The 25,846-nt window shown below is 73.7% G+C and carries 20 protein-coding genes; 8 read left to right on the forward strand and 12 right to left on the reverse strand.

Translation table 11 applies throughout. The features are described from left to right. Window position 1: 1 nt before the first annotated feature. The 9 genes from murG to mraZ form a co-directional block, all read right to left on the reverse strand. Window positions 2–1,108 carry an undecaprenyldiphospho-muramoylpentapeptide beta-N-acetylglucosaminyltransferase gene (murG, locus tag C5N14_RS15950; RefSeq protein WP_117668876.1) on the reverse strand — a complete coding sequence of 369 codons (1,107 nt, stop codon included), beginning with the start codon at window positions 1,106–1,108 and terminating at the stop codon, window positions 2–4. Next, the gene (locus tag C5N14_RS15955; RefSeq protein ID WP_243639667.1) at window positions 1,108–2,514 is read right to left on the reverse strand and encodes an FtsW/RodA/SpoVE family cell cycle protein; all 1,407 of its coding nucleotides are present in this window, start codon (window positions 2,512–2,514) and stop codon (window positions 1,108–1,110) included. Before C5N14_RS15955 ends, murG begins: the two co-directional genes overlap by 1 nt. A gap of 293 nt (window positions 2,515–2,807) precedes the next feature. Further along, window positions 2,808–3,944, reverse strand: a complete 1,137-nt coding sequence (mraY, locus tag C5N14_RS15960; RefSeq protein WP_117668878.1) for a phospho-N-acetylmuramoyl-pentapeptide-transferase — start codon at window positions 3,942–3,944, stop codon at window positions 2,808–2,810. After that, the gene (murF, locus tag C5N14_RS15965) at window positions 3,941–5,341 is read right to left on the reverse strand and encodes a UDP-N-acetylmuramoyl-tripeptide--D-alanyl-D-alanine ligase (RefSeq protein WP_117668879.1); all 1,401 of its coding nucleotides are present in this window, start codon (window positions 5,339–5,341) and stop codon (window positions 3,941–3,943) included. The genes mraY and murF overlap by 4 nt, the downstream gene beginning before the upstream one ends. Further along, on the reverse strand, window positions 5,338–6,900 hold the full coding sequence (locus C5N14_RS15970; RefSeq protein ID WP_117668880.1) for a UDP-N-acetylmuramoyl-L-alanyl-D-glutamate--2,6-diaminopimelate ligase: 1,563 nt from the start codon (window positions 6,898–6,900) through the stop codon (window positions 5,338–5,340). The genes murF and C5N14_RS15970 overlap by 4 nt, the downstream gene beginning before the upstream one ends. Before the next feature lie 52 nt (window positions 6,901–6,952). Further along, entirely contained in the window at window positions 6,953–9,172 is a 2,220-nt protein-coding gene (locus C5N14_RS15975) for a penicillin-binding protein 2 (RefSeq protein ID WP_117668881.1), read from the reverse strand. Between the two features lie 3 nt (window positions 9,173–9,175). Beyond that, window positions 9,176–9,778, reverse strand: a complete 603-nt coding sequence (locus C5N14_RS15980) for a hypothetical protein (RefSeq protein ID WP_117668882.1) — start codon at window positions 9,776–9,778, stop codon at window positions 9,176–9,178. After that, a complete protein-coding gene (gene rsmH / locus C5N14_RS15985) occupies window positions 9,778–10,875 on the reverse strand; it encodes a 16S rRNA (cytosine(1402)-N(4))-methyltransferase RsmH (protein WP_117668986.1) in 1,098 nt (365 codons plus the stop codon). The genes C5N14_RS15980 and rsmH overlap by 1 nt, the downstream gene beginning before the upstream one ends. 204 nt (window positions 10,876–11,079) lie before the next feature. After that, window positions 11,080–11,511: a division/cell wall cluster transcriptional repressor MraZ gene (gene mraZ / locus C5N14_RS15990; protein WP_117668883.1), complete on the reverse strand. Its 432-nt coding sequence runs from the start codon at window positions 11,509–11,511 to the stop codon at window positions 11,080–11,082. A gap of 355 nt (window positions 11,512–11,866) precedes the next feature. Between mraZ and C5N14_RS15995 the strand changes: the two genes are divergently transcribed. Genes C5N14_RS15995 through C5N14_RS16005 form a run of 3 tightly spaced genes read left to right on the forward strand, consistent with a single transcriptional unit; the run spans window position 11,867 to window position 14,494 of the window. Continuing rightward, the gene (locus tag C5N14_RS15995; RefSeq protein ID WP_117668987.1) at window positions 11,867–13,114 is read left to right on the forward strand and encodes a MurT ligase domain-containing protein; all 1,248 of its coding nucleotides are present in this window, start codon (window positions 11,867–11,869) and stop codon (window positions 13,112–13,114) included. Beyond that, window positions 13,104–13,823 (forward strand): type 1 glutamine amidotransferase, encoded by a 720-nt coding sequence (locus C5N14_RS16000; RefSeq protein WP_117668884.1) that lies wholly within the window; start codon window positions 13,104–13,106, stop codon window positions 13,821–13,823. The genes C5N14_RS15995 and C5N14_RS16000 overlap by 11 nt, the downstream gene beginning before the upstream one ends. Then, window positions 13,820–14,494, forward strand: coding sequence for a TVP38/TMEM64 family protein (locus C5N14_RS16005; protein ID WP_117668885.1), 675 nt, complete (start codon window positions 13,820–13,822; stop codon window positions 14,492–14,494). The genes C5N14_RS16000 and C5N14_RS16005 overlap by 4 nt, the downstream gene beginning before the upstream one ends. A gap of 127 nt (window positions 14,495–14,621) precedes the next feature. Here the strand turns inward: C5N14_RS16005 and leuS are convergent, their stop codons facing one another. Continuing rightward, window positions 14,622–17,459, reverse strand: a complete 2,838-nt coding sequence (gene leuS, locus C5N14_RS16010; RefSeq protein WP_117668886.1) for a leucine--tRNA ligase — start codon at window positions 17,457–17,459, stop codon at window positions 14,622–14,624. Window positions 17,460–18,004: 545 nt separating this feature from the next. Between leuS and C5N14_RS16015 the strand changes: the two genes are divergently transcribed. The 3 genes from C5N14_RS16015 to C5N14_RS16025 all read left to right on the forward strand — a co-directional run bounded on the left by C5N14_RS16015 (window position 18,005) and on the right by C5N14_RS16025 (window position 22,978). Further along, window positions 18,005–19,060: a MoxR family ATPase gene (locus C5N14_RS16015; RefSeq protein WP_117668887.1), complete on the forward strand. Its 1,056-nt coding sequence runs from the start codon at window positions 18,005–18,007 to the stop codon at window positions 19,058–19,060. 2 nt (window positions 19,061–19,062) lie between these two features. Further along, complete coding sequence (locus C5N14_RS16020) at window positions 19,063–20,361, forward strand: DUF58 domain-containing protein (RefSeq protein WP_117668988.1); 1,299 nt, start codon at window positions 19,063–19,065, stop codon at window positions 20,359–20,361. A 145-nt stretch (window positions 20,362–20,506) separates the two neighbouring features. Further along, complete coding sequence (locus C5N14_RS16025; RefSeq protein WP_117668888.1) at window positions 20,507–22,978, forward strand: DUF3488 and transglutaminase-like domain-containing protein; 2,472 nt, start codon at window positions 20,507–20,509, stop codon at window positions 22,976–22,978. Between the two features lie 8 nt (window positions 22,979–22,986). Here the strand turns inward: C5N14_RS16025 and C5N14_RS16030 are convergent, their stop codons facing one another. Further along, on the reverse strand, window positions 22,987–24,216 hold the full coding sequence (locus C5N14_RS16030) for a helix-turn-helix domain-containing protein (RefSeq protein ID WP_243639654.1): 1,230 nt from the start codon (window positions 24,214–24,216) through the stop codon (window positions 22,987–22,989). A 2-nt stretch (window positions 24,217–24,218) separates the two neighbouring features. Continuing rightward, window positions 24,219–24,404 (reverse strand): hypothetical protein, encoded by a 186-nt coding sequence (locus C5N14_RS16035; RefSeq protein WP_117668889.1) that lies wholly within the window; start codon window positions 24,402–24,404, stop codon window positions 24,219–24,221. Between the two features lie 229 nt (window positions 24,405–24,633). On the opposite strand from C5N14_RS16035, the gene C5N14_RS16040 reads away from it, so the two are divergent. Together C5N14_RS16040 and C5N14_RS16045 are read left to right on the forward strand one after the other, a co-directional pair. Then, window positions 24,634–25,488 (forward strand): helix-turn-helix transcriptional regulator, encoded by an 855-nt coding sequence (locus tag C5N14_RS16040; RefSeq protein ID WP_117668890.1) that lies wholly within the window; start codon window positions 24,634–24,636, stop codon window positions 25,486–25,488. Beyond that, window positions 25,485–25,658 (forward strand): DUF397 domain-containing protein, encoded by a 174-nt coding sequence (locus tag C5N14_RS16045; RefSeq protein WP_117668891.1) that lies wholly within the window; start codon window positions 25,485–25,487, stop codon window positions 25,656–25,658. Before C5N14_RS16040 ends, C5N14_RS16045 begins: the two co-directional genes overlap by 4 nt. Window positions 25,659–25,846 lie beyond the last annotated feature (188 nt).

Here is a 25,846-nt window from a genome sequence, read left to right on the forward strand (position 1 = left end):
CTCAACGGGCCACCGCCTCGTAGACGAAGTTCAGCAGCGCCTCGTCGCCGTCGCGCCGCCCGTAGGCCGCCGCGGCGGCGCCCATCGCGGCGAGCCGGTGCGGGTCGCGGATCAGCGGAATGATCGTGCCCTCCACCCAGGCCGGGGTCAGCTCGGCGTCGTCGACGAGCAGCCCGCCGCCGGCCTCCACCACGGGCAGCGCGTTGCGCTTCTGCTCCTGGTTGCTGTGCGGGTACGGCACGTAGACGGTGGGCAGGCCGATCGCCGCGACCTCGGCGCAGGTCATCGCCCCGCCCCGGCCGAGCATCAGGTCGGCGGCGGCGTAGCCGATCTCCATCTGGGACAGGTACGGCAGGGTCACGTACGGCACCGGCAGGTCGGTGGGGACCGGCACCGGCTCGTTGCGGGCGCCCATCACGTGCAGCACCTGCACCCCGTGCCGGGCCAGCTCCTTGGCCGCCCCGGCCACCGCGAGGTTGATCGAGCGGGCACCCTGCGAGCCGCCGGCGACGAAGAGCACCGGCAGGTCGGGGCGGAGTCCGAAGTGGGCGCGGGCGGCGGCGGCGTTGGCGGCCCGGTCCAGCCCGGCGATGCCCCGGCGCAGCGGCACGCCGACCACCCGGGCGTCGCGCAGTACCTCGGACTGGGCCGGCTGGTGCGGGAAGCCCACCGCGACGTTCTTCGTGAACTTCATCCCGAGCCGGTTGGCCACCCCCGGCGGCACGTTCACCTCGTGGATGACGATCGGCAGCTCACGCCGCCACGCGGCGAGGTAGCCGGGCACCGAGACGTACCCGCCGAAGCCGACGACCACGTCGGCCCGGACCTCGTCGATCACCCTGCCCGCCGCGCGGGCCGCCTTCCACATCCGGTCCGGGGTGCGGACCAGGCTCATGTTCACCGACCGGGGAAGCTGGTACGCCGGGATCTGCCGCAGGTCGTAGCCGGCCGGCGGGATCAGCTCGTTCTCCAGGCCCTTCGGTGTGCCGAGGCAGGTGATCCGGACGCCCGGGTCGTGTCGGCGCAGGCAGTCGGCGAAGGCGAGCAGCGGGTAGATGTGGCCACCCGTGCCCCCTCCGCAGAGCACCACCGAACGCAGCGGACCCATCAGCGTCTCCTCTCGCTCGCCGACCCGCCCCGGGCCCGGTCGGGCCGGGCGGCGCGGGATGCGGCCTGGTCGTCCTCGCGCCGCGCCCGGGACCGGGGTACGGACCCACGGTCCGCCGGCGGCGGCGCCGGACGGCGGCGCCGGCCGGGAAGCGGCGGCAACGGGGCCCAGAGTAGTCGGACCCATCGGGCGGGTGGACGCGCATGCAGGGCTCGGGCCGCGTCGGGTTCCGCGCGGGCGAACGACGCCAGCATCCCGATCGCCGCCAGGGTCACCACCAGGGCGCTTCCGCCGTCGGAGATGAACGGCAGCGGCACACCGGTCATCGGCATCAGGCCGATGACGCCGCCGATGTTGATGATCGCCTGGCCGACCAGCCAGGTGGTCGCCCCGGCCGCGGCGAGCCGGCGGAACGGGTCCTCCACCCGGCGGGCGATCCGCAGCCCGGTGTAGCCGAGCACCGCGAACAGGGTGATCAGCACCATGCAGCCGACCACGCCCAGTTCCTCGGCGAGGATCGCGAAGATGAAGTCGTTGTGCGCCTCGGGCAGCCAGCCGAACTTGAGGCTGCTCTTGCCCAGCCCCACGCCGAACCAGCCGCCGTGCTCGATGGCGTTGCGGGCCTGGGCCGTCTGGTAGCACCAGGTCTCGAAGCACTCCACCGGGTCGGGCGGGTTGAAGAACAGGGTGAGCCTGGCCAGCCGGTAGTTCTCCTCCCCGCGCGCCCCGGACCCGGCGCCCAGCGAGGCGGCGGCGACCAGCAGGCCGATGCCGACCAGTCCGATCACCGACAGCACCGCGAACACCTTGGCCCGCACCCCGGCCGCCCAGAGCAGGCCGACGACCAGGGCGAGCAGGCAGAGCATGGTGCCGACGTCGTTGTAGCCGACGAGCACGAACAGCAGTGCGACCACCGGGAACAGCGGGGTGGCCAACTCCTTCCACCAGCCCAGCCGGGCGCCCTTGCGGGCCAGCACGTCGGCGCCCCACAGCACCAGCGCGAACTTCGCCAGCTCGGAGGGCTGGAGCTGGATGCCGCCGACGAACAGCCAGAGCAGGTCGGCGCGCAGCGGCCCGACCTGCTCCACCTCGAAGAACGAGTTCAGGGCGAGCAGCAGGTTCAGCACCAGCAGCAGCGCCACCGCGACCCCGAGCGCGATCCGGGCGACCGAGCGGTAGGTGCTCGCCGGCAGCCGCTGGCAGAGCCAGAACGCCACCACGCCGATCACCGCGAAGATGGCCTGCTGGGTGAGGTCGGCGAAGGCGTTGCCCACCTCGGCGTAGTTCTTCACGCTGGTCGCCGAGAAGACCATGGTCAGGCCGATCACCAGCAGCAGGCCGGCGCTGGAGATCAGCAGGTAGTACGAGGCCAGCGGCCGGGCCAGCAGGCCGCGCAGCGCGGCCAGCCCGCCGGCGGCGTCCAGGCCGAACGCCGGGCCCACCGCTGGCGGGTCGGCGGTGCGCTCCGCCCCTGCGGCCCGCCGCGGCTGGGTGTCTGTCGTCGTGCCGGTACCTCGGTCCTCCCCCACCCGCCCATCATCGCGAATGCGGCCGGCCCGTTCCCGCCGAACGCCGTGGTCGGCGTGTCGTACCGCCGAAAGGAGATCCCCTGTCATCGCGGTCCGCGCGACAAAGGATCTCCTTTCCGGCTCTCCGGCCGGGCCGCCGCGCCCGACGGGCGGTCGGCGACCCGGGCGGCTCAGCCCATCGCGGCCAGGAAGTCGCTGTAGAACAGGCCCAGCGCGATGGCCACCCCGATCCCGGCGATGATCCAGAACCGGACCACGATGTTGACCTCGCTCCAGCCGGCGAGCTCGAAGTGGTGCTGCAACGGCGACATCCGGAACACCCGCTTGCCGGTGGTGCGGAACGAGATGATCTGGATGACCACCGACATGGTGATGATCACGAACAGCCCGCCGATGATCGGCAGCAGCAGGATGGTCCGGGTCGACATCGCCATGCCGGCGATCAGGCCGCCCAGGCCCAGCGCCCCGGTGTCGCCCATGAAGATCCGGGCCGGCGAGGTGTTCCACCACAGGAAGCCGACGCAGGCCCCGGCCGCCGCCCCGGCGATCAGCGCGATCTCCAGCGGATCCCGGACGGTGTAGCAGTAGTTGTTCGGGTTCGCCGTGTACGCCGGGTCGGCGCACCAGTGCCGGTACTGCCAGAACGCGATCAGCGCGTACGCCGCGAGGACCATCACCGAGGCGCCGGTGGCCAGGCCGTCGAGGCCGTCGGTGAGGTTCACGCCGTTGGTCGCCGCCATCACCACGAAGATGAAGATGACCACCGCGCCGATCTTGCTGATGTCCAGGGCGGGGATGTCCCGGATGAAGCTCAGCGTGCTGGCACCCACCGTCTCGGTGTTGGTGGCCGCGCCGCTGGCGTCGGTCATGCTGCTCGGGAAGTACAGCGCGACGATGCCGAAGATCGCACCGACCAGGATCTGCCCGGCCAGCTTGCCCCGCTTGTTGAGCCCGCCGCTGTGTCGCTTGCGGACCTTGAGGAAGTCGTCGATGAAGCCGACCGCGCCGGAGAACACCATCAGGCCCAGCAGGACCAGCGCCGTGATCGTCGGCTCGACCTGGGCGATCTGCGCGTCCGGCAGGGTGGTCAGGGCCAGGTGCCCCGCGACGTACGCGATGACGGTGGCCAGGATGAAGACCACGCCGCCCATCGTCGGCGTGCCCTTCTTGCCCTCGTTGCTGGCGAGCCCGAGGTTCGATCGGATCGGCTGGCCGGCCTTCAGCCGGGCGAACACCTTGATCGCGATCGGGGTGCAGAACAGCGAGACGAGGAACGCCACCCCGATGGCGATGATCACCGCCCTCATGCGGCGGCCCCCTCGCCCGTGGCGTCGACGCGCAGCGCGTCGGCCACCTCCCAGGTGCGGTACCGGGAGCCCTTCACCAGGACGACGTCGCCCGGTCGTAGTTCGCCCCGCAGCACCTCGACGGCCGCCGCCTGATCGGTGAGCAGCACCGACTCTCCTCCCCAGTCCTCTACCGCTGTCGCGCCCTCATGGATCGGCGCCGCCGGCTCGCCCACCACGAGCAGCCGGTCCACCCCCAGGCCGGCCGCGAGCCGGCCGACCTCCAGATGCCCGTCCCGTTCGTACGGCCCCAGCTCGGCCATGTAGCCGAGCACCGCGACCGCCCGCCCCCCGCCACGCATGCCGGCCAGCGCCCGCAGCGCCACCGCCATCGACGCCGGGTTCGCGTTGTACGAGTCGTCGATCACCGTCACGCCGTCGGGGCGCTCGAAGACGTCCATCCGACGGGTGGAGACCAGCCCCAGCTCGCCCAGCGCGGTGGCCAGCTCGGCCAACGGCATGCCCAGCTCCCGGGCCACGGCGGCGGCGGCCAGCGAGTTGGAAACCTGGTGCCGGCCGGTCAGCCCGAGCCGCACCGGCGCGCTCCCCTCCGGGACCACCAGGGTGTACAACGCCCGGCCCCGCCCGTCCAGGGTCACGTCTTCCGCCCGGACGTCGGCGTGCGCCGCCTCGCCGTAGCGGACCACCCGGGCCCGGGTGCGCCCGGCCATCGCGTCGACGAGCGGGTCGTCGGCGTTGAGCACCGCCAGCCCGTCGGCCGGCAGCGACTCGACCAGCTCCCCCTTGGCCAGCGCGATGTTCTCCACCGAGCCGAACTCGCCGAGGTGCGCCACGCCGACGTTGAGCACCACGGAGATCCGGGGCGGCACCACCTCGCACAGGTAGCGCACGTGCCCCACCCCCCGGGCGCCCTTCTCCAGCACCAGGAACCGGGTGTCCGGGCCGGCCTGCAACGCCGTCCACGGGTGTCCCAGTTCGTTGTTGAACGACCCGGGCGGCGCCACCGTGGGGCCGAGCCGGACGGTGAGCTGGGCGATCAGGTCCTTGGTGGTGGTCTTGCCGGACGAACCGGTCAGCCCGATGACGGTCAGGTCGGGCAGCCGGTCCACCACGGCCCGGGCGAGCCGGCCCATCGCGTCGAGGGCGTCGGCGACCAGCACCATCGGCACCCCGGGCACCTCCCGGGTGCCGAGCACGGCGACCGCGCCGGCCGCGACGGCCGCGACGGCGTAGTCGTGCCCGTCCACCTGCTCCCCGGGGAACGCCACGAACAGCGCGCCCGGCCCGGCCTTGCGCGAGTCGAACTCGACCGGCCCGGTGACCCGGGCGGCCGGGTCGGCGGCGAGCAGCCGGCCGCCGACCGCCCCGGCCACCTCGGCCAGCGTCAGCGGGATCACCGCTGCCCCGCCAGGTCCCCGAAGCGGGCGCGCAGCGCGTCCGCCAGCTCGGTCCGGTCGTCGAACGGCAGCACCTCGCCGGCCACCTCCTGCCCGCGCTCGTGCCCCTTGCCGAGCACGGCCACCACGTCGCCCGGGGCGGCCAGTCGGACCGCCTCGTCGATCGCCGCCCGCCGGCCGGCCACCTCGACGATGCGCGCCGGCGCGCCGGCCCCGTACGCCCCGGCCAGCACCTGCGCCCGGATCGCGCCCGGGTCCTCGGTGCGCGGGTTGTCGTCGGTCACCACCACCACGTCGGCCCCCTGCGCGGCGGCGGCGCCCATCACCGGCCGCTTGCCCCGGTCCCGGTCGCCGCCGGCGCCGATGACGCAGATGAGCCGCCCGGCGCTCAGCTCGCGCAGCGCGGCCAGGGCCGCCACGATCGCGTCCGGCTTGTGCCCGTAGTCGACCACCCCGCGCACCGGGCCGACCGTGGAGACCAGCTCCAGCCGGCCGGGGACCCCGCCGCAGGCGGCCACCCCGGCGGCGGCGGTCGCCGCGTCCACCCCGGCGGCGACCAGCACGGCGATGGCCAGCAGGGCGTTGGCCACGTTGTGCCGACCGGGCAGCGCCACCCCGGCCGGCACGGTCAGCCCGCCGGGGCCGTGGGCGACGAACCGCTGGGCGTAGCCCTCGCCGTCGACGTCGCTGGCGTACCAGCTGGCGGTCGGGTCGCCGGCGGCCGAGTAGCTGACCGTGGCGGGCCTGAACAGCGGGCGCAGCGCCGGGTCGTCGTGGTTGAGCACCTCGACCGCGCAGCGCCCGTCGAAGAGCTGCGCCTTGGCCGCGAAGTAGTCCGCCGAGTCGGCGTGGAAGTCCAGGTGGTCGGAGCCGAAGTTGGTGTACCCGCCGACGGTGAACCGCACCCCGCCGACCCGGCCCATCGCCAGGGCGTGGCTGGAGACCTCCATCACCAGCGCGGTCACGCCGCGCTCCCGGGCGGCGGCCAGCATGGCGTGCAGGTCGGTGGCCTCCGGGGTGGTCCGAACGCTGTCGACCACCAGGTCGCCCAGCCGGGTCTCCACCGTGCCGATCAGCCCGGTCACGTGGCCGGCGGCGCGCAGCCCCGACTCGACGAGGTAGGCGGTGGAGGTCTTGCCGGCCGTGCCGGTGATCCCGATGACGGTCAGCCCGGCGGTCGGGTCGCCGTAGACGGCGGAGGCCAGGCCACCGAGCACCGCGCGGGGGTCGGGCACCACCAGCGCGGGCAGGCCCGCAGCGGCCACCGCCGGGGCGCCGGCCGGATCGGTCAGGGCGGCCACCGCGCCGGCGGCCACCGCGCCGGCGGCGAACTCCGCGCCGTGCCGGCGGGCGCCGGGCAGCGCGGCGTACAGGTCGCCGGGGCGGACCTCCTGGCTGGCGTGGGTCACCCCGGTCACCGTGACGTCGGCGGCGCCTGGCGGCGGCTCGACGGCGAGCCGGTCGGCGAGATCGCCGAGCCGGAGTCCGGTCACGGTACGGGGGCGTGGATTGCCGGGCACGGCGTCAGACCCTACCCGGTCGTCCGGTCCCGACCGCACAGCCGCCCCGGTGGTTCGTCCCCACTCACCGATGATGTCCCCCCGCGCCTGGTCAGCGCGGAAAGACCTCGAACTTGGGCGGCTTGGCCGCCGACGGGGGAACCCGGTACCGGCTGAGCGTGAAGCCCATGATCTCGCGGAAGGCCGGCGCGGCGACCGCCCCGCCGCCGCCCCCGGGGCTCCACACGAAGACCGCCACCACGAACCGCGGGTTGTCCGCCGGGGCCATCCCGATGAACGAGCCGACCTCCCCGGGCTGCTGCTTGCCGTCGACGTAGCGGATGCCCGTGCCGGTCTTGCCGGCCACCTGGTAGCCGGGCACCGCCGCGGCGAGCCCGGTGGCCCCGTCGACCGTGGTGACCGCCTGGAGCATGGTCCGCAGCGCCGCCGCGTTCTGCGGGCTGAGCACCGAGCGGGTGACCGGCGCCTTGCCCGGGGTACGGCTGCCGTCCTTCCCGCTGATCACCTCTTTGATCAGGTGCGGCTGCACGTAGGTGCCGTTGTTGGCGATCGCGCCGTACGCCGCGGCCATCTGCAGCGGGGTGGCGTCGACGCTGTGCCCGATCGGCACCGACCCGTACGACGACTCGCTCCACTGCTCGGCGGGGAGCAGCCGGCCGCTGGCCTCGCCCGGCATGCCCTCGCCGGTGGGCTGGCCGAGCCCGAAGCGCTTCTGGTAGTCGATCAGCCGGTCCGGGCCGAGCTTGCCGGCGATCTCGATGGTGCCGACGTTCGACGAGTACGCCAGCATCCCGGCGAGGCTCATCTTCTGCCCGTTCGCCGGGTGGGTGTCGCGGAAGGTGGTGTCGCCCCTGCGGATGGTGTTGGCGATCGGCAGCGCGGTGTCCGGTGTGACGACGCCCTCCTGGAGCGCCGCGCCGAAGGTGATCGCCTTGTGGATCGAGCCGGGGTCGACCACGAAGCTGGTGGCGGCGTCCTCCCGGTCGGTGGGCTCGCTCTCGTCGGGCTTCGCGGCGTTGTAGGTGGGGTGGCTGGCCTGGGCCAGCACCTCCCCGGTGTGCGGATCGAGCACGATTGCGACGCCGACGCTGCCCTGGGCCTTGACCATCTGGCCCCGGAGCACCTGCTGCGACTTGAACTGGAGGTCCCGGATGATGGTCAGCTCCAGGGAGTTGCCCGGCTTCGGCGGGGTGGTTCTGCTGTAACCGCCCGGAATGGGGGCGCCCAGGTCGCCCTGCCCGACCTCGTACACCCGGCGGCCGATCTCGCCGCGCAGCAGGTCGTCGTAGCGGGCCTCCAACCCCTCCAGGCCGACCATGTCCTGGCTGGTGAAGCCGAGCAGGTTGGCGGCCAGGTCGGCGCCGGGCACCTCGCGCCGCTCGTCACGGTGCACGCCGATGCCGGCCAGGTCCAGCGCCATGATCTTCTTGGCGGTGGGGATGGACACCCCGCGCGCCAGGTACTCGAACTGGGAGGCGCGGCCGTTCTCCCGGGTACGCGGCTTCATCCGCGCGGCCAGCTCGGAGGCGGGCAGGCCGAGCAGGGGCGACAGCGCCCGGGCGGTCGCCGTGCGGTTCTTGACCCGGGTGGGGTCGGCGAAGACGTACCGGGCCTCGACGCTCTGCGCCAGCGGGGCCCCGGTGCTGTCGTAGATCGCGCCCCGGGGGGCGGGCAGGTCGACCCCGGTCAGCCGGCCTGCCACCCCGCCGCCGGCGTACGCCGGGGTGTCGACGGTCTGGAGGACGACCAGCCGGATGCCGATGGCGGCGAACAGCGCGAGGACGAGCAGGGTGCCCAGGCGCAGCCGGCGCCGGGGGTCGGCCAGCCGGGGCGGCTTGCGCGGCTTGCGCGGCGCGCGCCGGGCGGCGGGCCGGTCCGGGCGGCGCGGGCCGGGCCGGCGGCGCGGCGCGGGTGGGGCGTCGAAGTCGTCGTCGGGCAGCGCCCGGGACGGTCGGGCCTGGACGGTCCGGACCACCCCGGAGCGCCCGGTCGGGGCGCTCTCCCGCCGGCCCGCGCGGGTCGCGCCGGCCCGGCCGCCGTCGAGCACCTGCAACGCCGGCCGGAACGGGTCGCCGCCGGCCCGGGTGCCCCGGGGGGTACGCCGCTGCTCGGCGCCCCCGGCGCTCGGCCGGCCGAGCGCGCCGCGCTCCTCGCGGATGGTCCGCCCCCGGGGGGTGTACGCCCGCGCGTCGGAGATGCCCCCCACGCCGGGCTCGCCGGAGCGCGGCTCGCCCCGCCCGCCCGTCGAGCGCGACGAACCGCGCCGGGAGCCCGTGGGGTCCCGGCGCGGTTCGTCCGATCTCGGCGGCACCGGCTATCCTCCCGCGCCCTGCTGGCTGGTCACCGAGGGCTGGCCGTTGGCGGGCTGCGGCACGCCGATGATCCGGCCGTCCGGCAGCCGGATGTACGCCGGCTCCTCGGCCTCGACCATGCCCAGCCGCTTGGCGGCGGCGGTGAGGTTGCCGGGGGCCTTCGCGTCGGCGATCTCCTTCTTCAACTGCTGCTCGTCCACGTCGAGCTTCGCCTGCTGCTGCTGGAGCCGCTCGATCCGGAACGAGTTCTCGTTGATTTTGGTGTTGACCAGCAGGATGCCGAGCACCCCGCCGACGACCAGCACCAGGATCAGTGCGACGAACGGCGCCCGCGGCACCGACACCGGCGGCGGCGGGGCGACCCGCAGCCGCGGCGACGGGGTCGCTGCCGGGCTGGTCCGCTCGGCCGGGCGCAGCGCGGCGCTGCCGCTGGTGGGGAACTCGCGCGCCCCCCGGGCGCGAGTCTCCCGCTGCCGGTCGAGCCGGCCGGCTCCCGCCGCCGGAACCCCGGTCCGCGTGGTCCGCTGCGCCGCGGTCCGGCCCCCCGACCGCGGTGCGCGCTGCCCGACGCCGGTGTCCCGGCCGTCGCGCTTGTCAACGTTCATCATCCCTCCCCCTCTTCGTCCGTCCCTGCGTCGTCGTCTCGCACCGGCCGGGGATCCGCCGATCCCGCCGACCCCGGTTGGTGCATCGCCCGGACCCGCCGGCGGGACCGTTCGCGGTCGGCCCGCCCCTGCTGCTCCGCCTCCGGGTCGATCCGTTCCGCGGCCCGCAGGCGCACCGAGGCGGCGCGCGGGTTCGCGGTGACCTCCGCCTCCCCGGGCAGCTCCGCGCCCCGGCTGAGCAGCCGGAACGTCGGACCGAACCCGGGAAGTTCGACCGGGAGGTCGACCGGGCCCTTGCTGCGGACCCGGTCGGTGAGGGCCGCCTTGGTGAGCCTGTCCTCCAGCGAGTGGTAGGACAGGACCACCATGCGACCACCCACGGCGAGCTTGTCGAGAGCGGCCGGCAGCGCCGTCTCCAGCGCTGCCAGCTCCCTGTTTACCTCGATCCGTAAAGCCTGAAACGTTCTCTTGGCCGGGTGTCCCCCGGTTCGTCGGGCGGGTGCCGGGATGCTCTCCCTGACCAGCTCGGCCAACCGCGCCGACGAGGTGATCCGGGCCCGCTCGCGCTCCCGGATGATCGCCGAGGCGATCCGCCCGGCGAACTTCTCCTCGCCGTACACCCGCAGCACCCGGGCCAGGTCCGGGTGCGGGTAGCTGTTGACCACCTCCTCGGCGGTCACCCCACGGGTCTGGTCCATCCGCATGTCCAGCGGGGCGTCCTGCGCGTAGGCGAACCCGCGGTCGGGCGCGTCCAGCTGGAGCGAGGAGACGCCCAGGTCGAACAGGACGCCGTCGATCGCCGGGTAGCCCAGCCGGCCCAGCACCTCGGGCAGCTCGTCGTAGACGGCGTGTTCGAGGTGGACCCGGTCGGCGAACCGGGCCAGCCGGACCCGCGCGTGCGCGAGGGCCTCGGTGTCCCGGTCCAGCCCGATCAGCACCGTGCGCGGATGCCGTTGCAGCACCGCCTCGGCGTGACCGGCCAGGCCCAGCGTGGCGTCGACGTGGATCGTGCGGTCGCCCCTGTCCAGCGCGGGGGCCAGCAACTCGAGACACCGCTCGAGCAGCACGGGCACGTGCGTGCCGCGAAGCTCCCCCATGTCGACCCCCACTGGTTGAATCGTCCGTTTCTCTCCGCGCCTGCCGTCGTCACGACGCCTCCGTCGTACCGCCAGATCCCCATCCGCTCCCGCCCGCCGGAGGCCGCGGCCCTCCGATGAGATCGTGCGCCTGGCACCGGGGAAGGGGCGCCAGGAACTCGAAAGCGGCTGGAGATCTCGCAGTACGTCGGGCGTCGTCACGCCCTACAGACCGCCGGGCAGCACCCCCTCCTCGATGTCGGCGAAGTCGTCTTCGCTCTCGGCGAGGTAGGTCTCCCAGGCTGCCCTGTCCCAGACCTCCACCCGCGTGCTCGCCCCGATCACCACCAGGTCCCGGTCGAGCGCCGCGTAGGCCCGCAGATGGGCCGGGATGGTGACCCGGCCCTGCTTGTCCGGGACCTCGTCGTGCGCGCTGGCGAAGAAGACCCGGCTGTACGCCCGGGCCGCCTTGTGCGTCATGGGTTGCGCGCGCAACTGGTCGGCGATGCGCTGGAACTCGGGCATCGGGAAGACGTAGAGACAGCGGTCCTGCCCTTTGGTGATCACGACACCCCCCGCCAGCTCATCCCGGAACTTCGCCGGAAGGATCAACCGGCCCTTGTCGTCCAGGCGTGGGGTGTGAGTGCCGAGAAACATCGGCCCAACCCCCTCGCCCTTCAGCGGCGTTCGCGGCGCCGCCTCCCCCCGGGCCGGTGGGGCCCTCCCGGCCTCACCATTGGGCCCCACTCTACTCCACTTCCCTCCACCTGCAACCAGAATCGCCCGCGCGGCGCGGCGTTTCCGAACGCAAAACAGCACGTCAGAGGGGGTGGAGCGGAGTGGAGGGCCGGAGCGCCCCCGACGGGGCGTCCACTACCCGACATAGATCGACTCCGTCCGGTCGAACACGCGCTGGCCGTCCGCCGGGCGTCCCCGGCCGAACGGTTCGCCGTCGGCGGCGATCTGGCGGGGGCGGCGGTCCGGTAACCTCGCTCGCGTGACGGACGCGAAGATGCCCCTGCGGGCGAAGGTGGCCAGCTCGGTGTCGCGGACCGCCGCGGCGCTGTCGAGAGCCGCGGGTCGTGGTGACGGTTCGGTGATCGGCGGGTGGATCGGCCTGAAGATCGATCCGGACCTGCTCGCCCACCTGTCTGCCGGACGCGCCATCGCGCTCGTCTCCGGCACCAACGGCAAGACGACCACCACCCGGCTGGCCGCCGCGGCGGTCGGCGTCCTGGGCCGGGTGGCCACCAACTCCTTCGGCGCCAACATGCCCACCGGCCACACCTCGGCGCTGGCCAAGGCCGGCAGCACCCCGTACGCGGTCCTGGAGGTCGACGAGCACTACCTGGCCCAGGTCCTGGAGGCGACCGAGCCGCACGTGGTGGCGCTGCTCAACCTCTCCCGGGACCAGCTCGACCGGGCCAAGGAGGTCGCCATGATGGCGCAGCTCTGGCGGGCCGCGCTGGTCAACCACCCGGACGTGCGGGTGGTGGCGAACGCCGACGACCCGATGGTGGTGTGGGCCGCCACCCCGCCCGGCGACCCGGCCCGCGGCGTCCGGCCGCCCCACGTCACCTGGTTCAGCGCCGGCCAGCGCTGGCACGACGACTCGTGGGTCTGCCCCGAGTGCGGCCACACCATCCAGCGCTCCGGCGAGCAGTGGTGGTGCAGCGGCTGCCCGCTGCGCCGCCCCGGCCCGCAGTGGACGGTGGAGGACGACGGCGTGCTCGACCCCACCGGGGCCTGGCACAAGGTGACCCTCCAGCTCCCCGGCAAAGTCAACCTGGGCAACGCGGCGACCGCCCTGGCCGTCGCCGCCGAGTTCGGCGTACGCCCGGTCGACGCGGTCTCCCGGCTGGGCTCCGTCACCTCGGTCGCCGGCCGCTACGCCCAGGTCGACCGGGACGGGCGCAACATCCGGCTGCTGCTGGCGAAGAACCCGGCGAGCTGGCTGGAGGCGTTCGAGATGGCCGACGTGGCCCCGACACTGCTGTCCATCAACGCCCGGGACCCCGACGGGCTGGACACCTCCTGGCTGTTCGACGTCGACTTCGCCCCGCTGCGCGGCCGGCAGGTGCTGATCACCGGCGACCGGGCGTACGACCTGGCGGTCCGCCTCGACGTCAACGGGGTGCCGTTCCAGCACGTGCGGGCGTTCGCCGAGGCGGTCCGGGCCGTACCGCCCGGCCGTCTGGAGGTCATCGCCAACTACACCGCCTTCCAGGACATCCGAGCGGAGCTGGACCGTGTCAACTGAGAGCCTGCGTATCGTCTGGATCTACCCCGACCTGCTGTCCACCTACGGCGACCGGGGCAACATGCTGATCCTGGCCCGCCGGGCGCAGCAGCGCGGAATGCCGGTGGAGGTGCTGGAGGTCCGCTCCGACCAGCGGCTGCCCGCCACCGCCGACATCTACCTCATCGGCGGCGGCGAGGACGGCCCCCAGGCGCTCGGCGCGCAGCGGCTGCGGGCCGACGGCGGCCTGCACCGGGCCGTCGCCCAGGGGTCGGTGGTGTTCGGCGTCTGCGCCGGCTACCAGCTCCTCGGCACCTCCTTCTTCGCCAAGGGCGCCCAGTGCACCGGGCTGGAGCTGCTCGACCTCTCCTCCGACCGGGGCCCGTCCCGGGCCGTCGGCGAGCTGGCCGGCGACATCGACCCCCGGCTCGGCGTGCCGGCGCTCACCGGCTTCGAGAACCACGGCGGCCGGACCCACCTCGGCCCGGGGGTGTCCCCGCTGGCCCGGGTCACCGCCGGGGTCGGCAACGACGGGGCCACCGAGGGCGCGTGGCGGGGCAAGCTGCTCGGCACGTACTCGCACGGCCCGGCCCTGGCCCGCAACCCGGCGCTGGCCGACCTGCTGCTGCGCTGGGCGACCGGCGCGCACCAGCTCCCGCCGCTGGACGACACCTGGGCCGACCGGCTCCGCGCCGAGCGCCGCGCCGCGGTGGCCGCCGCCCGGGCATGATCCCGGCGGTCCGGCGGCTGCTCCGGCAGCCGGCGGCGCGCCGGTTCGCCCTCCTGCTGCTCCTGCTCGCCGGGTTCGCGGCGCTGCTGCCGGCGGTGCCCCGGCCCGACGCGGCGGAGCTGCCCCGGCTCGCCGACTCCCTCGGCGGGTACGCCCCGGTCGCGGCGGTCGTCGGCGGGGCGCTGCTGCTGGTCGCCCTGGTCCCCCGCACCTTCGTCACCCTCGCCACGGGGGCGATCTTCGGCCCTCTCCCGGGGGCCGGTTACGCCCTCGGCGCGGCGCTGCTGGCCGCGGCGATCGGCTTCACCGTCGGCCGGGTGCTGGGCCGGGAGTTCGTCGCCGAACGGGTGCGCGGCCGGCTGGCCCGCCTCGACGGCTGGTTCGCCCGGCAGAGCGTGCTCGGGGTGATGACGGTCCGGCTGCTGCCGATCTCCGGGTACGGGCTGGTCAGCTACGGCTACGGCACCACCGGCGCCCGGGTGCTGCCGTTCCTGGCCGGCAGCGTCCTCGCCTCCGCCCCGACGGCGTTCGGCTACGCGGCACTCGGCGCGGCGGCCACCTCGCCGGGCGACGTCAACTGGTACGCCGTCGCCCCGGCCGGCCTCGGCCTGATCGCCAGCGCGGCGCTGGTCCACCAGTGGTGGCGCGCCGAACGCCGCACACCCCCCTGACGCACTGACCCACTGACCCCCCGACAAGATCCGCGCAAATTCACGGAAAGAGTGGCCATCCCGCGTCGGGAGGCCACTCTTTCCGTGAATTTGCGCCCGCTACGGCGAGGGGGGCGAGGGGCGCGGGTCAGGCCACGATGGAGACCATCCGGCCCTTGATCACGATGACCTTGCGGGGGTCCTTGCCGGCCAGCGAGGACGCCACCGCCGCCAGGGCCGCCGCGCGGACGTCGTCCTCGGACGCGTCGGCGGGGACCTCGACCCGGCCGCGGACCTTGCCGTTGATCTGCACCGGGTACGTCACCGTCTCGGCGACCAGCAGCGCCGGGTCGGCGACCGGGAAGTCCGCGTACGCCAGCGAGGCGTCGTGGCCCAGCCGGCGCCACAGCTCCTCGGCGACGTGCGGGGCGAACGGGGCGACCATCAGCACCAGCGGCTCGGCCACCTCGCGGGGGGTGGCCGGCAGCCGGGTCAGCCCGTTGGTCAGCTCGATCAGCTTGGCGATCGCGGTGTTGAACCGGATCCCCTCCATGTCGCCCCGGACCCCGTCGACCACCTTGTGCAGCAGCCGCCGGGTGGCCTCGTCGGCCGGGTCGTCGGTGACCCGCAGCTCGCCGGTCTGCTCGTCGACGACGGCCCGCCAGACCCGCTGCAGGAACCGGTACGACCCGACGACCGCCCGGGTCTCCCACGGGCGGGACACCTCCAGCGGGCCCATCGACATCTCGTACACCCGGAAGGTGTCCGCGCCGTACGCGGCGCACATGTCGTCGGGGGTGACCACGTTCTTCAGCGACTTGCCCATCTTGCCGTACTCGCGGCGCACCTCCTGCTCGTCCAGGAACCAGCCGCCGTCGCGCTCGACGACCTCCTCGGCCTGCACGTAGGAGCCCCGGGCGTCGGTGTACGCGTACGCCTGGATCATGCCCTGGTTGAACAGCCTGCGGTACGGCTCGAACGACGAGACGTGGCCCAGGTCGTACAGCACCTTGTGCCAGAAGCGGGCGTACAGCAGGTGCAGCACGGCGTGCTCGGCGCCGCCGACGTACAGGTCGGTGCCCCCGCAGTCGCCCTCGGCGCGCGGGCCCATCCAGTACCGCTCGCTCTCGGCGTCGACGAACCGGTCGGCGTTGGTCGGGTCCAGGTAGCGCAGCTCGTACCAGCAGGAGCCGGCCCACTGCGGCATCACGTTGGTCTCCCGGGTGTACCGCTTCGGCCCGTCACCCAGGTCCAGCTCCACCTCGACCCAGTCGCGCCGGCGCGACAGCGGGGTCTCCGGGTTGCTGGCGGCGTCGTCGGGGTCGAACGTCTTCGGGGAGAAGTCGTCCACCTCGGGCAGCTCGACCGGCAGCATCTCCTCCGGCAGCGCGATGGTGGCCCCGGTCTCGTCGTACACGATCGGGAACGGCTCGCCCCAGTAGCGCTGCCGGGAGAACAGCCAGTCGCGCAGCCGGTAGGTGACCGCGCCGGTGCCGTGGCCGTTGGCCTCCAGCCAGGCGATGATCGCCGCCTTGGCGTCGGCGACCCCCAGGCCGTTCAGGTCCAGGCCGCGCTCGGGCGCGGCGCTGTTGATCGCCGGGCCGTCCCCGGTGTACGCCTTGCCGGCGAAGCCCTCGGACGGCTGCACCGTCCGCACGATCGGCAGGTCGAACACCTCGGCGAACGCCCAGTCCCGCTCGTCCTGGGCGGGCACCGCCATGATCGCGCCGGTGCCGTAGCCGGCCAGCACGTAGTCGGCGATGAAGATCGGGATCTGCCCGCCGGTGACCGGGTTGGTGGCGTACGCGCCGACGAAGACGCCGGTCTTCTCCTTCGTGTCGGACTGCCGCTCCACGTCGGTCTTGGCCGCCGCCGCCTTGCGGTACGCCTCGACGGCCGCCCCGGGGCTGGCGTGCCCGCCGGTCCAGGCGTCCCTCGTGCCCTCCGGCCAGGCCGCCGGCACCAGCGCGTCGACCAGCTCGTGCTCGGGGGCCAGCACCATGTAGGTGGCCCCGAAGACGGTGTCCGGCCGGGTCGTGAACACCCGGACCGGCGCGACGGCGGTCGGGAAGTCGATGTGCGCGCCGGTGGACCGGCCGATCCAGTTGCGCTGCATCAGCTTGATCGGCTCGGGCCAGTCCAGGGTGTCCAGGTCCTCCAGCAGCCGGTCACCGTACGCGGTGATCCGCATCATCCACTGCCGCAGGTTCCGCTTGAACACCGGGAAGTTGCCCCGGTCCGAGCGGCCGTCGGCGGTGACCTCCTCGTTGGCCAGCACGGTGCCCAGCCCCGGGCACCAGTTCACCGGCGCCTCCGAGACGTACGCCAGCCGGTGGTCGTCGACGACCGCCCGTCGCTCGGCCACGGTCAGCTCCGCCCAGGGGCGGCCGTCCGGGGTGGGCCGGGTGCCGCCGGCGAACTCGGCGATCAGCTCGGCGACCGGGCGGGCGCGCCTCGCCTCCCGGTCGTACCAGGAGTTGAAGATCTGCAGGAAGTTCCACTGGGTCCAGCGGTAGAAGTCGGTGTCCATGGTGGCCACCGAGCGGCGGTCGTCGTGGGCCAGCCCCAGCCGGCGTAGCTGTGCCTTGTACCGGCCGATGTTCGCCTCGGTGGTGGTGCGCGGGTGGGTGCCGGTCTGCACCGCGTACTGCTCGGCGGGCAGCCCGAACGCGTCGAAGCCCATCGCGTGCAGCACGTTGCGCCCGGCCATCCGCTGGTACCGCGCGAAGCAGTCGGTGCCGATGTAGCCCAGCGGGTGCCCGACGTGCAGACCGGCCCCCGACGGGTACGGGAACATGTCCAGCACGTACAGCTTCTCCGCGCCGGCCCGCGGGTGGTCGGGGTCGGCCAGCGGTCCGGTCGGGTTCGGGGTGTGGAAGGTGCCCTCCCGCTCCCAGGTGTCCTGCCAGCGCCGCTCGATCTCGTCGGCCAGGGCCGCGGTGTACCGGTACGGGGGGATGTCGCCCGTTGATGCTGCCTCACTCATGGCGTCTCCTCGCTTCGCTCGTCGCCGCCGGCCACGCCACGGCCGGGCTGGTTGCTGACCTCGCTCGGCGCGGTCATGTCGGTATGGGGAGCCGGCCCGCCCCGCCGCCGGCCGCCCGACGGAGGGGTCATGCCGCCCGGCGACCGGGCCACGGCCGGCGAAGGGCACAAAAAAGCCCCTCGCGCAGGAGGGGCCGCCGTGCTGTCGCGCGTCAGCGCATCAGCACGGCCCGGTAAGAAGCTGGAAGACTCCGGCCATGTCGGGGAGTGTACCCCGCCGGCCGGGCGGCCACGTCGCCCGCCACCGGGAGGCGGGACACCGACCCGGCCCGTTCACCGACGGTGGGGGTCCGTTTCCCCCGTCCGGCGAATATTTGGGGCGTAACCGGCCGACTTCCTGCGGGGGTCGGCGATCACGACAAACATGGTTAGCCTGAGAGGCCATTGAGATTTCTGCGGCAGACGAAACTCTTCCCGCTGCGAACCCAACGGCGGGTCCAGGTGCTCTGTAACAGAGCTGCCGTTCCGGCGACGAGGAGGAGGCCCGTGACACAACAGACCTGGGACGAGGTTGGCGGTCTGCTGCCGCACGACGAGTTCCGCGCCGCCAGTGAGGCCATCGTGGCCAACATCGAGCAGGTCATCGAGGGCAAGACCGCCACGGTCCGGCTCGCCCTCGCCGTCCTGCTCGCCGAGGGCCACCTCCTCATCGAGGACGTCCCAGGCGTCGGAAAGACCAAGCTGGCGAAGGCCCTCGCCCGGTCGATCGACTGCTCGGTGCGCCGCATCCAGTTCACCCCGGACCTGCTGCCCAGCGACGTCACCGGGGTGAGCGTCTACAACCAGGAGACCCACGACTTCGAGTTCCGTCCCGGGGCGGTCTTCGCCAACCTGGTCGTCGGCGACGAGATCAACCGGGCCTCGCCGAAGACCCAGTCCGCGCTGCTGGAGTGCATGGAGGAACGGCAGGTCACCGTCGACGGGGTCACCTACCAGTTGCAGACCCCGTTCATGGTGATCGCCACCCAGAACCCGATCGAGATGGAGGGGACGTACCCGCTGCCCGAGGCGCAGCGGGACCGGTTCACCGCCCGGATCGCGATGGGCTACCCGGACCCGGCGGCCGAGCTGGCCATGCTGGACGGGCACGGCGCGGCCGACCCGCTCCAGGATCTGGGGGCCGTCTCCGACGCCGACACGGTCCGCCGGCTGATCGCCACGGTCCGCGAGGTGCACGTCGCCGACGCGGTGAAGCAGTACGCGGTCGACCTGGTCACCGCCACCCGGGAGGCCCCCGACCTGCGGCTGGGCGCTTCCCCCCGGGCCACCCTCCAGCTCCTGCGCACCGCCCGGGCCGTCGCCGCCCTGGAGGGGCGCGACTACGTCCTGCCCGACGACCTCCAGGCGCTCGCGGTGCCGGTGCTCGCCCACCGGATCATCCCGACCGCCGACGCCCAGCTCGCCCGGCGCACCACCGACGCGATCGTGTCCGAGCTGGTGCACCGGCTCGCGCTGCCGCACGACCGCCAGCGCTCCCCGTACGACACCCGGCCCACCGGCGAGGGCAACGGCCGAGCCCCGTACGAGCCCCGGCGGCGGTGACCGTGCGCGACGGGCTCCGAGGGCTGACCACCCGCGGCCGTTCCTTCCTGGCCGCGGCGCTGGCCGCGGGCGTCTCCGCCGTCATCCTCGGCGAGAAGGACCTGCTTCGGGTGGCCGTGCTGCTGGCCATCCTGCCGCTGCTGGCCGCCGCGTACGTCGGGCGGAGCCGGTACAAGCTGGCCTGCAACCGGTCCCTGGAGCCGCACCGGGTGCCGGTCGGGGCCAGTTCCCGGGTGGTGCTGCGGTTGCAGAACATGTCCCGGCTGCCCACCGGCACCCTGCTGTTGGAGGACCGGCTGCCGTACGCGCTGGGCAGCCGGCCCCGGGTGGTGCTGGAGCGGCTCGGCGCGCACCAGGCCAGCTCGGTGGCGTACACCGTCCGCGCGGACGTGCGCGGCCGGTACGAGGTGGGCCCGCTGGTGGTCCGGTTGACCGACCCGTTCGGGCTGTGCGAGCTGAGCCGGGGCTTCCCCAGCACCGACCACCTCACGGTGATCCCGCAGGTCACCGCCCTGCCCTCGGTCCGGCTCCCCGGCGAGTACGCGGGCAGCGGCGACAGCCGGGCCCGCTCGGTGGCGGTGCACGGCGAGGACGACGCGGCGACCCGGGAGTACCGGATGGGCGACGACCTGCGCCGGGTGCACTGGAAGTCGACCGCCCGCACCGGGGAGCTGATGGTCCGCCGCGAGGAGCAGCCCTGGGAGAGCCGGGCCACCGTCGTCCTGGACACCCGGGGGTACGGCCACCGCGGCGACGGGCCGACGGCGAGCTTCGAGTGGACCGTCTCCGCTGCGGCCAGCATCGCCGTGCACCTGCGCCATGCCGGATACAAGCTGCGCCTGGTCACCGGCGACGGCGCGGACGTCGACGCGACCGAGGGCACCGGGGACGGCGTGCTCCTCGACCACCTCGCCGAGGTCCGGCTCGATCCGCGCGGCGAGATCACCACGCTGGTGCAGCGGGTCCGGCAGCGCGCCGACGGCGGCCTGATCATCGCGCTGTTCGGCTCGCTGAGCACCGCCGAGGCCGAGCTGCTCGCCGGGCTGCGCGGCAACGGCGCCACCTGCGTCGGCTTCCTGCTGAACAGCTCCACCTGGCTGAACCTGCCGGCCCGGGCCCGGGCCGAGGCCGACCACGCGCACGGCGCCGCCGCGCTCGCCCTGGTGCGCAACGGGTGGCGGGTGATCGGGATCGACCACGGGGCCCGGCTGCCCGCGCTCTGGCCGCAGGCCGGCCGGGGCTCGCAGGGGTTCGCCCTGCGGGCGGCGCTGGCCGAGACCGTCGCGGGCGGCGTGAAGTGACGCTCCGGCCGGGGTGGCGAACCGACGCCCCGGCCGGAGCGTGCGGTGGCGCCTCCCGAGCGGGGGCGTGCGGTGACGCCTCCCGAGCGGGGGCGGGTGAGGGGCCCGGCGCGCCGGGCGTGACAGAGACCGGAAGGGTGGTCCCGTGACCGCGACCCGCAACCTCGGCTTCGTGGCCGCCGGCGCGACCCTGCTCTCGGCGGCCCCGCTGTCGGCCATCTTCGAACGCTGGACCTGGCTCATCCAGGCCACCATCGCGGTCGCGGTGGTGGCCGGGGTGGCGGCGTTGACCCGGCTGGTCCGGGCACCGCTGTGGGGGCAGGCGCTGGGCATGCTCGCCGGGCTGGTGCTCGCGCTGACCTGGATCTTCCCCAGCGGCGGGGAGCTGGTGGCGTTAGTGCCCACCCCGGCCACCTTCGCCCACTTCGGCGAGCTGGTCGGGGCGTCCGCGCAGGACATGCGCTCGTACCGGGTGAAGGTGCCCGACACCCCCCCGCTGCTGTTCATCAGCGTGCTCGGCATCGGCGGGGTGGCGCTGGTGGTGGACGTGCTCTCCGTCGGGCTGCGCCGTCCGGCGCTGGCCGGCCTGCCAATGCTCGCCATCTACTCGGTGCCGGTCGCGGTGTACGTCGACAGCGTCCCCGCGGTGCCGTTCGTGGTCGGCGCCGCCGGCTACCTCTGGCTGCTGGTCGCCGACAACGTCGACCGGGTGCGCCGGTTCGGCCGCCGGTTCACCGGTGACGGCCGGGACGTCGACGTGTGGGAGTCGTCCCCGCTGGCCGCCGCCGGGCGCCGGCTGGCCGTGGTGGGGGTCGCGCTGGCGGTGGTGCTGCCGCTGGCCGTGCCGGGGATGACCGGCGGGCTGCTCGACACCCTCGGCTCCGGGACGGGCAACGGCACCGGCCGCGCCGGCCAGGGCGGCAACCCGGGCCGGGTCGACCTGTTCGCCGCGCTGAGCGGCGAGCTCAACCAGTCCGAGGTCGCCGACATGGTGAAGGTGACCACCACCGAGTCGGGCCCGTTCTACCTGCGCTTCGGCGTCGCCGACCAGCTTGAGGCGGACGGCTTCCGGGTGGGCAGCCCGACCGGCCAGGCGGTGACCCGGGGGCTGCCCGACCCGCCTCAGGAGGCCCGGGAGGGCGTCGAGCAGCGGCGGTATCGGGCCACCGTGGAGACGACGAAGAACTTCGCCATGCCCCTGCTGCCGGTCTACGGCGAGCCCGTGCGGATCGAGGAGCTGGGCGGCAACTGGCGGTACGACCCGGCCCTCCAACTGGTCTTCTCCAACCGGGACGACTCCCGCGAGAAGCGCTACTCGTTCGACTACGTCCGGTCGACGTACAGCCCGGCGGCGCTGCGCCGCGCCACCTCCCTGCCGGCCGACCACCCGCTCCGGCTCCGGCAGACCGCGACCCCGCCGGTGTCGCAGGTGGACACCCTCGTCGCCGGCCTCGTGCGGGGCGAGCGCACCGACTACGACAAGGTGCGGGCGATCTACGACTACTTCTCCTCGGACAACGGCTTCTCCTACAGCCTGACCACCAAGGGCGGCACCAGCGGGCAGGACATCGTCGACTTCCTCAACAACAAGGCCGGCTTCTGCCAGCAGTACGCGGCGGCGATGGCGTGGCTGGTCCGGGCGGCCGGCATCCCGGCCCGGGTGGCGTTCGGCTTCACCAACGGCACGGGCCGCACCGACGAGGGGTACGTGCTGACCAACCGGAACCTGCACGCCTGGACGGAGGTCTACTTCGACGGGATGGGCTGGGTGCCCTTCGACGCCACCCCGGCGTACGGGGTGCAGGGCTCGACCCGTTCGGCGTGGGCCCCGGACACCGACGCCCCGGAGTCCGTCACCCCCGAGCCCGGCGCGCCGGTCACCCCGGGCGAGAACGACCCCTCGGCGGAGGCCGCCGGCCCGGACCGGCCCGACCGGGAGACCGACGCCGGCCTGGCCGTCGGGGCCGGCGATCCCACCCGGCAGGCCCCGGTCTGGCCCTGGTGGACGGCGGGGGTGCTGGTCCTGCTCGGCCTGCTCGCGGTGCCGGCACTGCGCCGGGCGGCGCTGCGCCGACGCCGGGGCACCCGGGTGGCGGCGGTCCCGACGGCGACCATGGTGGACGCCGGCACCGGTCGGGACGGCGTCGAGCGGACGATCGTGGTCGGGGTGGACCCCGACCGGGCCCGGGCGGACGCGCACGCCGCCTGGGACGAGTTGCTCGACACCCTGGTCGACTACCGGGTCCGGGTGGACCGGACGGAGACCCCCCGGGCGACGGCCGAGCGCCTGGCCGCCGACGCGCTGACCGAGGACGCCGCCGCCGCGGCGGCGGCACGGCTGCTCGGGCGCGCCGAGGAGCGGGCCCGCTACGCCCGCGACCCGCTCGCCGGTGAGGAACTGGCCCCGGCCCTGCGCAGCGTCCGCGGCGTGCTCGCCGCCCGGGCCGACCGGCGGACCAGGGTGCTGGCCACGGTGCTGCCCCCGTCGGTGCTGCTGCGCTGGCGGACGGCGGTGAGTGACACGTCCTCGCGGGTGGTGGCCACCACCGGCGACGCCCGGTACCGGCTACTCCGCTGGGACCCGCGCCGGCTGCTGGCCAACCGCGCGGCCAGATGATCCGTCGATCAGACCACCACTCCGATCTCGTCGGCCAGGCGCAGGACGTCGAGGCTCGCCGCCGGCGACCGGCGCAGCAGGGTCGCCAGCAGTTCGTGGCCCAGCGGCCGGTTGCGGACCTCCGCCGGCGCCACCCGGTCGGCGCTCACCAGTGCCTGGCCGGCGGTGGTCAGGTCGCCCGTCTGCATGAACCCGTTCGCGGCGTCGAGCAGGTAGGCCGCCCGGCGCTCCGGCGGTAGCCGCCGGAAGGCGGTGCCTTCGATGAGCCGCTGATGCGCGGCAGGGTCAACGGCGCCCGTACCGAGTTCGACCGCCGTCGCCATGCGGGCCAGTTCGACGGTGACCGGACCGAAGGCGGTCCGGTAGTGGTCCTGCCCGTCGCCGACGATCTCCGCCGCCTCGCCGGCCTGGCCTACCAGTTCGGCAACGCTGTCGGCGTGGCCGAGGGCGGCAGCGCCCAGCGCGGCCACGATGAGCAGCGTGCCGTAGACCGACAGTTGGTCGGGCGGGGCATCGAGCGGACTCGGCGGGGCGATCTGGTGGGCCACCGCGATGCCGATCTCCACCGCGTGCCGGGCCTGCCCCTGGGCGAGCAGCGTGTACCCGAACTGGGCGGCGCAGGCACCTGTCAGGAACGGATCGTCGGCGTCCTGGCTGGCGGTCAGCGCCCGGTCCGCCGCCATCCAGGCCAGGTCGTTGATCCCGGCCTTGCGCATCACGGCCGACGCGATCCGGTACGCCTCGGCCAGGCGCTGCGCGGCCTCCGGCGCGCCGGGGTTGGCCGCCCGGACCTGCTGGGCGTCGAGCAGCAGCTTCGGCAGCGACCGGACCAGGTCGGCGTACCTGGCGTGCTGGCAGGCCAGCCCGGCATGGTCGACGGCCTTCCCGAGGTCGCTGAGGGTGGGCGTCGACTGACCGCGCCCGAGCTGGACCGGCCCCCACCGGGCCAGGACACCCCGGAGCGCGTCGATGCTGGCCCTGTCCGGCAGCCCGTCCGAGCCCGCCTCCCGCTCGGCGTCCTTGCCGAGCAGCAGCCGCAGGTCGACCCGGAGCCCATCGGCGATGGCCTGCAAGCTGGACAGCTTGTCCAGCGCGCGGACCCCCCGCTCCACCTTGTCGACCCAGCTCTTCGACTTCCCGATAGCGTCGGCGAACTGCTGCTGCGACATGCCCCGCCGGCCCCGCCAGTACGCGACCCGGCGGCCTATCGGCAGCTCGTCCGTGGCTGATCCGTGCACGGTCACGCCTCCTCACCCGGCCAGTGCCCCCGGTTGATCGGGATGCGGTGCCGCACCTGGCAGGGCAGGTCCCGGCCACATCGGCAGGTCACCCGCTTGAGGATGTGGTTCCACGCCGGACTGTGCCGCCGCGCCAGGGTCAGGGCCACGGCGGCGATGAACTCGCTGTACGAGACGTGTCTGCCCATCCCGCCCCTCCTCGTCGGGGGCGTGGCGGCCGGGCCACTCTCGGTCATCCGACCACCACACCCAGCGCCATGCTTCACCGACGGAGGCCAGTAGTGCAATATTACATCCTGGATGAAATGAAGTGTGAAGATCTGTCATGTTAAATTCCATTGCTAAGCGTGGTCGGTAGGTGTTACATATCGAGCGCAGCTTTCGCCCGGTATGTAGTCACGGAGATAGGAGTGGTCAGTGACGACAAGCACGGGCTCGACAGTCCCGAGGCGCCAGCTCGGGCGCTATCTGCGCCAGCTCCGCGAGGAAGCGCGCATGACGATCAAGGCAGCAGCCGACGCACTGGAGTGGTCGACTCCGAAGATATGGCGGATCGAGACCGGCGCGACGTCGATGCGGTCGCTGGACGTGGAGGCCATGTGCAGGATCTACCGAGCGTCACCAGAAATCACCGAGGCGCTGATGGGCCTCGCCAAGGAGACGAAGGGTCGCGGCTGGTGGCACTCGTACGGCGATGCCATCCCCGAGTGGTTCGAGCTTTACGTGGGCCTGGAAGCCAGCGCGACCCGTCTCCGCAAGTACGAGCCGCTGCTGATCCCTGGCCTGCTTCAGACGAAGTCCTACGCGACCCAGGTCTATAGAGTTGGACGCCCGGACATGACCACCGAGGAGATCGATCGAGGTGTGGCGGTGCGACTCGGCCGGCAGGCCCTGCTGACCCGGACCATGCCGCCGGCCCCCCAGGTCGACATCATGCTCGACGAAGCGGTTGTGCGACGCGGCGTGGACACCGAACAACTCGGCCACATCATCGGCGTCAGTCGTCAGCCCAACGTGTCCGTGCGGGTGCTGCCCTTCGGCGTCGGTCTGCACCGTGCCGGCTTGGCCAACGGTGCGTTCACGATCCTCGACTTCGACGGCAGCAGCGAGCCGTCGATCATCTACTCCGACGGCCTCACCGGCGCTCTCTACCTCGAAAAACCCGCCGAGGTCGCCGCATACGGAGACCTGTGGTCCGCCATCGAGAAGAAGGCCCTGAGCGAGGCGCAGTCTCGCAAACTAATCGCATCCATCGCAGAGGAGCTGACATGACCACGCTGACGTGGAAGAAGTCCACCCGCAGCAACGCGGGCGGAGACTGCGTGGAGGTTGCCACGCCGCCCCAGGCCGTCATGGTGCGCGACAGCAAGGACCGGCAGGGGCCGGTGCTGTCGTTCAGCCCGACCGCCTGGACCTCGTTCGTCGACGGGCTCAGGCGCTGACGCTCCGTCGACTGACGAACACCCCCCGGGCATTCAACGTCCGGGGGGTGTTGCTCTGACCGCCCGGGTTCAGCCGCTTGAGCGGGCGCCGGTCGGGCACGGCGCGGGCACGAAACGCCGGCCCGTCGTCGGACGGGCCGGAATCGGCGCGGCCCCGCCGGGACGGCGGGACCGGGGATCAGTGGAGG

The sequence above is a fragment of the Micromonospora sp. MW-13 genome (genome assembly GCF_003434305.1).
Lineage (GTDB): Bacteria > Actinomycetota > Actinomycetes > Mycobacteriales > Micromonosporaceae > Micromonospora.

What these genes read in the sequence shown, in the direction of transcription:
- murG (WP_117668876.1), bottom strand. Translation starts at nt 1,108, where the DNA reads ATGGGTCCGCTGCGTTCGGTGGTGCTCTGCGGAGGGGGCACGGGTGGC.
- mraY (WP_117668878.1), bottom strand. Translation starts at nt 3,944, where the DNA reads ATGAGGGCGGTGATCATCGCCATCGGGGTGGCGTTCCTCGTCTCGCTG.
- C5N14_RS15980 (WP_117668882.1), bottom strand. Translation starts at nt 9,778, where the DNA reads ATGAACGTTGACAAGCGCGACGGCCGGGACACCGGCGTCGGGCAGCGC.
- rsmH (WP_117668986.1), bottom strand. Translation starts at nt 10,875, where the DNA reads ATGGGGGAGCTTCGCGGCACGCACGTGCCCGTGCTGCTCGAGCGGTGT.
- mraZ (WP_117668883.1), bottom strand. Translation starts at nt 11,511, where the DNA reads ATGTTTCTCGGCACTCACACCCCACGCCTGGACGACAAGGGCCGGTTG.
- C5N14_RS15995 (WP_117668987.1), top strand. Translation starts at nt 11,867, where the DNA reads ATGCCCCTGCGGGCGAAGGTGGCCAGCTCGGTGTCGCGGACCGCCGCG.
- C5N14_RS16005 (WP_117668885.1), top strand. Translation starts at nt 13,820, where the DNA reads ATGATCCCGGCGGTCCGGCGGCTGCTCCGGCAGCCGGCGGCGCGCCGG.
- leuS (WP_117668886.1), bottom strand. Translation starts at nt 17,459, where the DNA reads ATGAGTGAGGCAGCATCAACGGGCGACATCCCCCCGTACCGGTACACC.
- C5N14_RS16035 (WP_117668889.1), bottom strand. Translation starts at nt 24,404, where the DNA reads ATGGGCAGACACGTCTCGTACAGCGAGTTCATCGCCGCCGTGGCCCTG.
- C5N14_RS16045 (WP_117668891.1), top strand. Translation starts at nt 25,485, where the DNA reads ATGACCACGCTGACGTGGAAGAAGTCCACCCGCAGCAACGCGGGCGGA.